This window comes from Neobacillus drentensis, assembly GCF_036966985.1.
In the GTDB taxonomy this organism is placed as follows: Bacteria; Bacillota; Bacilli; order Bacillales; family Cytobacillaceae; genus Neobacillus; species Neobacillus drentensis_E.
Genome location: NZ_JBALSN010000353.1, coordinates 2,740 through 10,597 on the forward strand (window position 1 = coordinate 2,740; position 7,858 = coordinate 10,597).

Annotated in this window: 8 protein-coding genes; 4 read left to right on the plus strand and 4 right to left on the minus strand. The window is 39.3% G+C overall.

Annotation, left to right across the window (positions count from 1 at the left end):
* Positions 1–222: 222 nt before the first annotated feature.
* Both V7659_RS21535 and V7659_RS21540 read left to right on the plus strand, forming a co-directional pair.
* Positions 223–759 (plus strand): SH3 domain-containing protein, encoded by a 537-nt coding sequence (locus V7659_RS21535; RefSeq protein WP_335542132.1) that lies wholly within the window; start codon positions 223–225, stop codon positions 757–759.
* Positions 760–908: 149 nt separating this feature from the next.
* Positions 909–1,049 (plus strand): hypothetical protein, encoded by a 141-nt coding sequence (locus V7659_RS21540; RefSeq protein ID WP_335542134.1) that lies wholly within the window; start codon positions 909–911, stop codon positions 1,047–1,049.
* A gap of 249 nt (positions 1,050–1,298) precedes the next feature.
* Here V7659_RS21540 and V7659_RS21545 read toward each other — a convergent pair whose 3' ends face one another.
* From V7659_RS21545 to V7659_RS21560, 4 genes are all read right to left on the minus strand, one after another.
* Entirely contained in the window at positions 1,299–2,417 is a 1,119-nt protein-coding gene (locus V7659_RS21545) for an oxygenase MpaB family protein (protein ID WP_335542136.1), read from the minus strand.
* A gap of 339 nt (positions 2,418–2,756) precedes the next feature.
* On the minus strand, positions 2,757–3,113 hold the full coding sequence (locus V7659_RS21550; RefSeq protein ID WP_144556078.1) for a cupin domain-containing protein: 357 nt from the start codon (positions 3,111–3,113) through the stop codon (positions 2,757–2,759).
* Between the two features lie 23 nt (positions 3,114–3,136).
* Positions 3,137–4,696: an autoinducer-2 kinase gene (lsrK, locus tag V7659_RS21555; RefSeq protein ID WP_335542138.1), complete on the minus strand. Its 1,560-nt coding sequence runs from the start codon at positions 4,694–4,696 to the stop codon at positions 3,137–3,139.
* Between the two features lie 52 nt (positions 4,697–4,748).
* Positions 4,749–5,669 carry a sugar-binding transcriptional regulator gene (locus V7659_RS21560; protein WP_335542139.1) on the minus strand — a complete coding sequence of 307 codons (921 nt, stop codon included), beginning with the start codon at positions 5,667–5,669 and terminating at the stop codon, positions 4,749–4,751.
* 362 nt (positions 5,670–6,031) lie between these two features.
* Between V7659_RS21560 and V7659_RS21565 the strand changes: the two genes are divergently transcribed.
* Both V7659_RS21565 and V7659_RS21570 read left to right on the plus strand, forming a co-directional pair.
* Positions 6,032–7,513 (plus strand): sugar ABC transporter ATP-binding protein, encoded by a 1,482-nt coding sequence (locus tag V7659_RS21565; RefSeq protein WP_335542140.1) that lies wholly within the window; start codon positions 6,032–6,034, stop codon positions 7,511–7,513.
* The coding region (locus tag V7659_RS21570) for an ABC transporter permease subunit (protein ID WP_420491757.1) at positions 7,506–7,858 on the plus strand (353 nt) is incomplete at its 3' end. The genes V7659_RS21565 and V7659_RS21570, both read left to right, overlap by 8 nt.

The following is a 7,858-nucleotide window of genomic DNA, read 5'->3' on the forward strand; positions in this document are numbered from 1 at the left end:
AATAAAAGAACTTCACCGATCAATTAAGAGAACCGTCTCATCAATGAGACGGTTTTTATTATGCAGGTGACTGTTATGCTTCGATAATGGGAATGCGGTCCTAGTGATTTCCTTTTTAATAATTCAATTCTATAAAAATCTAGTTCTATATATCTACTTGCGCTATAATAAAAAGGAATATTTTTCAAAATACTAACTATTCTTTAAAAGGGGTATCGTAAAATGAAAAAAGTTATTTCGCTTTTCGTAAGTATTTGCTTGCTGACCGTATGCTTAGTATTCAACTCAACCGAAGCTCAAGCATCAGCAAGCTATGACAAGGCCTATGCAGCCAAAACTCTTTCTGTAAAATCTTCCCCAGGCACATCCTATAAAACATTAGGGAAAATTAAAAAGGGTAAAGTAGTGAAAGTATATGGAGGTGTACCTGTCGGTAAGGATCAGGACAACTGGTATTCTTATCAGCAATTTGGCTTTTCCAAAATCAAATACAACAATAGATATGCCTATGTCAAAACGGATGATCTGAAATTTGCCAAGCCATTTAATTGGGCTCCAGGAGTAAAATCAGCTGTGATGAAAAGTGTTAAAAAAAATCAATATGTTACAAAACGGGATAAAATAAAATTAGTCAAAATGGCTGGCACTGGAAAAAAGGGCTCTCCGGGAATGTACATCATGTATATAAAAATGGATGGAAAAGGCGAATGGATGTCGCTTATTAATATTGACTGTAAAACAGGCTGGTATCATGGGTAATCTCGGAGGGAGCCTGTCACGCCCCGGGTTTTGTCGAAGATTAATAGATTTTTAGGTAGATATAAAATGATAGAATGAAGTTGCAGCTGAATATTGTTGGGGTGGTTGGTTGTTACACTTCTTTCCGTTTCGGGAAGAAGGTGATAATCATGGAATTTCTACGAGAAATTCTGAAGAGTGTTATGCGTGAATTGAGCGCTTATGTCTTTCGGAAAAACGTTCTAGAGCACAAGAAAACCACCCCGCACCGCAGCAAGCAAAAGGGTGGTTCTGATAAAAATAACTCATAGACAACCACCACCCGGACGGTAGAAGTTGCAGGGAGAAGTGTTGAAGCACTTCTCTTTTTTATTATATATCCATTGTACATAAAAGTATTCCTGTGGAGAAGGAGAAAGTCACTTGTCATACCCAAAAGAATACAAAAAAGCAACTCGAATCCTTCTTGCCATGCTCGTGCCAGCTTCGCCCTTTTGTGAACAGCTAGGAGAATAATTTTTGTCTATTTTTCTATGACTTTAAAGGGTTTTGTTTTATTATTACACCCTTTTTTCCTCAATCCCCCAAACCTTCCGCAGTTCAGTTGGTATGAGAAAGGGGGTATACTCATAATCTGTCATCGCTAGTGATTGACGCTTAATTAAGGCTAACCCAAGCCGATTGACCATACTTCCCAAAAAGCCTGTATAATCTGAATCAAGAAAAAAGCCCATTAGCTCTTTGAATTTCATAAGTTTTTGCCAATTGGAGTGTGGAACTTCCATCCAGTCTGCTATTTCGTTCCCTACGGTTTCTCGAATCAGAGCAGGGATCATTTTGTCAAACATCTCACCGGGAATGAGGCCTGCGTGAAATTCCAGTAGAGCACGAGTCATCTGGATCCCTTCTGGAGATGGCCCATGGTGTCTTCTTTTAATCATTTTTTCCAACTGCTTTGACTCTTCCATCGATTCTGGGATAATATCTTCTCGAACTCCCAGCATGATTCCGACGATTTTCCAAAAGTAGAGGTAATCTTCCGCTTGTTTCTCTGTTACTTTCATCCCTAAATGGCGAAGCCCATCTATGATGACTTTGGAAAAGGTTAATAGAGTACCAAGCAGATCCTCTTGGCAAATGGGGATGCCATTTTCTTTTTCGTCCCATCTGCCGGTCTTTTGAACCAAATGCCGAATGGCGGAATGCATTAAACGGACTTTTTGAATCGCTTTGATTCCTTGTCCTCCGGATTCTAGTCCGCCTGGAGCCATGATATGAAGAACAAATTGCCCTGTTTCGGCTATCCTGCGGTAAGCGTTTTGGCCTAAGCGATAACTGAATGTAAGGACCTTCACACCTTTACCGGCAGCGTAACAATTCACAAGTGAGGATGTTGATAATAAGAAGGTGATGGCAATCCCATGCTCCTGAAATAAATCAGTAGCATTTCTTATTCTGGCCCAATCCACGCCTTCTGGGCAAGAGGCGGTATTCTTCAGCCAAAATTCAATGGTATCAGGCAGCTCTTCAGGGTACTCCTGGTCATTTTGCATCAATTGCTTCAACAAATTGTTTACGGAGCCAACCTGACTGTTCTTGAACAATTCTTCGATTATTCGGTCCAGAACTGGATCGCCTTCCATCCGTAACTTCTCCAAAAAATCGTCTGTATATAACATTCATTTCCCCCTCATTACTAACCCTTGGTAGATTAAAAGACTTGAAACATTTTACATATATATTCCTATTAGTATTCTAATATGAAAAGTGCCTGACACCACCCGCATTTTGTCGAATTCATCGACATTATTTTGGGAGTGTCAGGCACCGTTCTTATAATTATTTTTTGTAGAAAAATGCCTATAGAAACTTAGGGTTGTGCCAGGACGTATGTATTAGATAAATTAACTACTTTGACAAAAATAAGGCACAACTAGCTAAAATCCACTTGTTGTACCCTATTGTGCTGCGCAAGACTTGCAATTGACCTCTATAAGAACCGTCCCTTGGTAGCCTCGCTAATTACCGTATGGACTGTATTCGACCTCCACCTTATCATTTTCTTGGTAGGGTGCCAGCATAAAGGCTGCTTTAATGATGGTATCTCCCTTATTAATTAAATAGTGGACCTTTTTTGGCTCCACATGAATAAAATCTCCTTGTTTACATTGGAAAATCTCCTCGTCAATATGAATTTCTAGTTCGCCCTCTAAAATAAAGAAGTTTTCTTCCATAAAGTTATGATAATGTGCAGTAAAATCCTGTCCTGGCTGCAGGACAACGACACCAAAGTTCATTCGGGGTCCTTTTTGCAGGTACTTAGGACCGCTGTCACCAAATCGGTATTCTCGCTCATTCTCGTTAATAACAGTCATTATGTTTCACTCCTTTGGATGTTTTATAGCCCTGGGGCAATCCACATATGGTTTGTGTATCCTTGATCTGCTAGATTTAGTTGTACCTTGTACACAGCCTCCCACTTTTTATATAACTCTTCATAAATGAAGTGATTCGAATCGTTTGGTTCGAAGGTTTTTTCGAATTTAACAACTTGAGTAATAGCTTCATTAAAACTTTCATAAACGCCCGCTCCTACACCAGCACAAATGGCCGCACCTAGGGCTGTCGATTCCTTTACAACTGGAACTTTCACTTTTATATTCAGAACGTCCGCAACAATTTGACACCATAAGTCACTTTTTGAAGCACCGCCTCCAAAAACAATCGATTCCGGTGATTTGTTTGTTATTTTGGAAATGATTTCGATATTGCCCTTTGTGACAAAAGCGGCATTTTCCATAATGGCTCGGTAAAACGTTGCTTTATTATAGGAGCTATCAAATTTAAAATCTATGAAACTTGGTGCTGCATGTTTCCATGAAAAGTAGTTCATTTTATCGGAAAATGTGCAAATCATTCCATTGCAGCCAGCCGGTACATTTTGGGCTCTTTTCTCCATTTGGGCATAAATGCTTTCCCCACTTTCCTTCTGAAGAAAGGCTTCAAGCTCACAAAACGTATCCCTGAACCATCTCATGATTAATCCGGGAAAGAAGGCGATGGCTTCATATTGCCAGGTATTTGGGATGGCATGGCAATTCACTCTTACTTTGCAAAGGTCATTGATTTCAACATGATTCGCTGTATATTCATATTGCCAAAAGCTCCCGCCTAAAACAGCTGCATCCCCTTCGTTGATGACCCCCATGCCAATGCAGCCTAATTGGGCGTCGCCGCCTCCTGCCACAACGATCGTTTGAGTGCTTAATCCAGTAAGTGCTGAGAACTCCTTAGTAACATGGCTAATTATGGATCCGCTTTCATTTACAATCGGAAAAATATCACTTCTAAGATTTACCTTCTCAGCAATGCTAGGATCCCAAACTCTTTTCTTAATATCGAAAAGACCAGTGGTGCAGCCATTAGAAGGTTCAACAGAGATCACATCGGTCATGCGATATGTAATCCAGTCGTTCAGCATCGTAACGTATCTAACCTTGTTATAGGTTTCAGGGATATTATTTTTTACCCATAGGATTCTCGGAATTGCTCCTAATGAAAAGGTCTGTCCAGAGATATAGTGAATGTCCGCTTCGATTGTGTCACTTATTTTACAAAGGTGAGCCACTTCATCGTTTGATCTTGAATCCACGTTGGCACAGGCCCATAATTCCTTTCCATTTTCATCGTATAGGACAATGGCTTCACGCATACTTGTGGTTGAAATAGCCACAATGTTTACAGGGTTAACATTACTCCTTGCTAAGATTTCCTTTATTAGATTGATGATAATGTCTATATTTTTCTCGATATCAAAGTCCATGGAGCCTGGATACCGTTTATCTTCATGATGGGTCCATTCTGATTGTGTAACAAATTGTTCATGGCCAAGTGTGTTAAATAAAATGACTCTGACACTGCCGGTTCCGGCATCAATCGCCATTAAGTACTTTTCCATGCTATCCAATCTTCCTTTCTATCATTATTAGGGATTCATAATCAGGAGCATTTCATTCGATTAGACTTTTGGCAACCACTTCATCTGTAATTAATACATCGATATAGCCCCCTTTTAGGGCGCCGATAATAGCCTCTTTTTTTTCAACTCCTCCAGCCACGGCAATCACATGGTTAAGTGATTTTAATAAATGAATATCGGTACTAACCAGTTGCTTATGCAAGGGAAGATCCAGAACCCGGCCATTTCGATCATAAAATTGGCTTAATAAATCTCCTGCAGCCCCCAAAGATTTATAGATTTCCATTTCATGCGTGCTCAAATATCCTTCCTTCACAAGTGTGGCATGTTCGTTTACTGCTCCAATGCCAATAATGGTGATCGTAGAGTAAGGGATCATTTCAAAGATTTTCTTGATTGGTCTTTCATTAATCAACTGTTTGGCGAGGTGTTCTGAAGATACTAATAATGGGGCCGGCATAATGTAATGGTTGTGATTCTGATTGGTGTAATAATCGGATGACGAATCGATCGCTGTTGGAATGTAGAATTTTACACCTCCTGATAACGAGACCAAGGTGACTTTATACTTTGAGGAGATATTTAAATGTCCCAAGGTTCCTGAAACGGCTTGCCCATACCCAACATTAATCATGGTGTCGCTGTTAATTCGGTCTTCAATATAGTGGGCGGCGGCCTTTGTGAGACTATTTAACGGATTTTCGTTAGAGGCAGGGACAATATAAATATCTTGTAATTGATATTGCTGCTTGATTTGATTCTGCAAATCGATGTTAACCAATTTTTCTAGGTTAATTTTAAATTGGATAATGTTATTGGCTTTCGCGATATCTAGGTATTTAATCACTTTCATTCTAGATAGATTTAAAGACTCTGCGATCTCATTTTGCGTCATTCCTTCAATGTAATATTTCCATGCGATTTTAATGATCAGGCTATTTTCATATGACATGTTCTTCACTCTCTACAGTTTACTTTTGGAACAAAAGTTTTATGTTAAAACAATTGTGAGAATTTTGCTGTACGTTAACACAAAAGTAACAGCAGTTATCATTCAAGCACCCTTCTATATTGTAATAAGCATGTAATGAATATTATGCCTAGTTCATATAATCTACGGGGGAATCATTCATTAGGTGTTTTGGCTTATTTTAAAATTTGCCAACATCAGAGATATATAGAAGGTTTACTAGCTAATAATATGTTTAATCGTTAATAAAATGTATGAATCTGTAATACGCTTAATAGTAAGCGGTTACAAAAATGGTACTAAGGTAGGGGATGATGATGAAGGCGCCGAGGAACTTAGTGAGATTGGAGAATATCCGGAAGGCCTTTAACCGAAACCTCGTTTTGGAGGGGGTTTCATTAGAACTTAATGAGTCAGAAGTGATCGCTATTATCGGCGGTAACGGAGCAGGGAAGAGCACCTTAATGAAAATCCTTACAGGGATCTATAAGGCGGATGAAGGGGTTATTGAGATTGCTGGTGAAAAGGCAGATCATCTAAATCCTTCATCCGCACATGAAAGAGGCACTTATTTAGTTCCGCAGGAACCCTTGCTATTTCCGAATATGACGGTTGAACAAAACCTTACGATTGGATTTAGTAAAAATAAAAAAGAAGTGAGAGAAGAAGCGGCAAAGCTCATTAAAGAATTAGGCTGGAATCTTGATCTGAATCGGTTAGCTGTTACATTGAGTATCGCGGAACAGCAACAGCTTGAGATCATAAAGGGACTTTTAAGAAAGTCAAAAGTATTAATTCTGGATGAGCCTACCTCTACCTTAACGTTTTCAGAAACAGAGTCATTATTCAAAGTGATTAACCAGCTGAAAAATGCTGGGGTTGGAATCTTCTATATTACTCACCGTCTTGATGAAGTCTTTCAGATTTCTACCCATGCCGTCATCTTACGGGACGGAAAAGTAACGCTTAAAGGAAAAATAGAGGAGTTCAAGAAAGAAATGTTGATTCAAGGGCTGCTTCCGGTTGGAAATGAAAATCATTACGAAGGTCATTTTGAAAAACGAGGGGCTGCTCACGAGGGAGAAAAACCGATCCTTAAAGTTGAAAACATCGTTGGCGATGGATTTAAGAATATTAGTTTTGAAGTTTATAAGGGAGAGGTTGTCGGTCTGGCCGGGCTTGTTGGTGCCGGAAGAACAGAGATTGCGGAAGCGATTTATGGCATTCATCCGATTGAGAGCGGAAAAGTCTATCTTGATGGAAAGGACATTACAACGTTATCCATTAATGAAACGGTAGACAGCGGGTTGGCTTATATACCGGAAGATCGATTTTTAAACGGTATTTTTTCAATCACTTCTGTGAGAAATAATATCACATCTCAAATGATTAAACGGCACGGTTTTTTTACCAAGAAAAAGTTAGAAGAACAAGTGGCAGATCAGTATATTAAGAGATTAAGAATCAAGGTAAATTCCCAGGAGGACGAAATCAAATCACTTTCAGGCGGGAATCAACAGAAGGCTGTGATTGCAAGAGCGTTATCCATGAACCCTAAATTAATCATCATGGATGAACCAACAAGGGGAATTGATGCGGCTGCAAGGGGTGATATCTATTCCATCCTGACAGAATTAAAAAACCAGGGATTTTCCATTCTCCTCATTTCCTCTGATTTAGAAGAAATCGAAAGAATTAGCGACCGCATCTATGCTGTCTATCAGGGGACCTGCGATGTTTGTCTAAACGTAGACCAAATCAATGCGGTCAATGTGATGAAGGCGGCTTTTGGAACCTTTAAAGGAAGTGATCAGACACATGCCTAGGGTTAGAAAAATATTCAAACAACGCGAATTTAGAACCTTCCTATTTTTAGTCCTTCTATTTGTTGTGGTGGGTTTTATCAACTCTGACTATTTTTCTTTACAAAATATCGATAAATCTTTGAAAAGCAGCTTGATTTATATGGTTCTTGCCGTTGGGATGACCTTTGTGCTGTTAACCGGGAATTTAGATATTTCAGTAGGCGGAACACTGGGGTTAAGTGCTGCTGTTTGTGGAACGATTCTTCGCGATGGAGGTAATATCCTTCTAGCTGTAATTACTGCCATACTTATTGGGGCTGTCATTGGATTCATTAATGGATTTGGCGTGATCAAGTTGAAAATTTC

Excerpts from the sequence above, each read along its gene's own strand:
- V7659_RS21535 (WP_335542132.1), top strand. The coding sequence starts at position 223 with ATGAAAAAAGTTATTTCGCTTTTCGTAAGTATTTGCTTGCTGACCGTA.
- V7659_RS21540 (WP_335542134.1), top strand. The coding sequence starts at position 909 with ATGGAATTTCTACGAGAAATTCTGAAGAGTGTTATGCGTGAATTGAGC.
- V7659_RS21545 (WP_335542136.1), bottom strand. The coding sequence starts at position 2,417 with ATGTTATATACAGACGATTTTTTGGAGAAGTTACGGATGGAAGGCGAT.
- V7659_RS21550 (WP_144556078.1), bottom strand. The coding sequence starts at position 3,113 with ATGACTGTTATTAACGAGAATGAGCGAGAATACCGATTTGGTGACAGC.
- lsrK (WP_335542138.1), bottom strand. The coding sequence starts at position 4,696 with ATGGAAAAGTACTTAATGGCGATTGATGCCGGAACCGGCAGTGTCAGA.
- V7659_RS21560 (WP_335542139.1), bottom strand. The coding sequence starts at position 5,669 with ATGTCATATGAAAATAGCCTGATCATTAAAATCGCATGGAAATATTAC.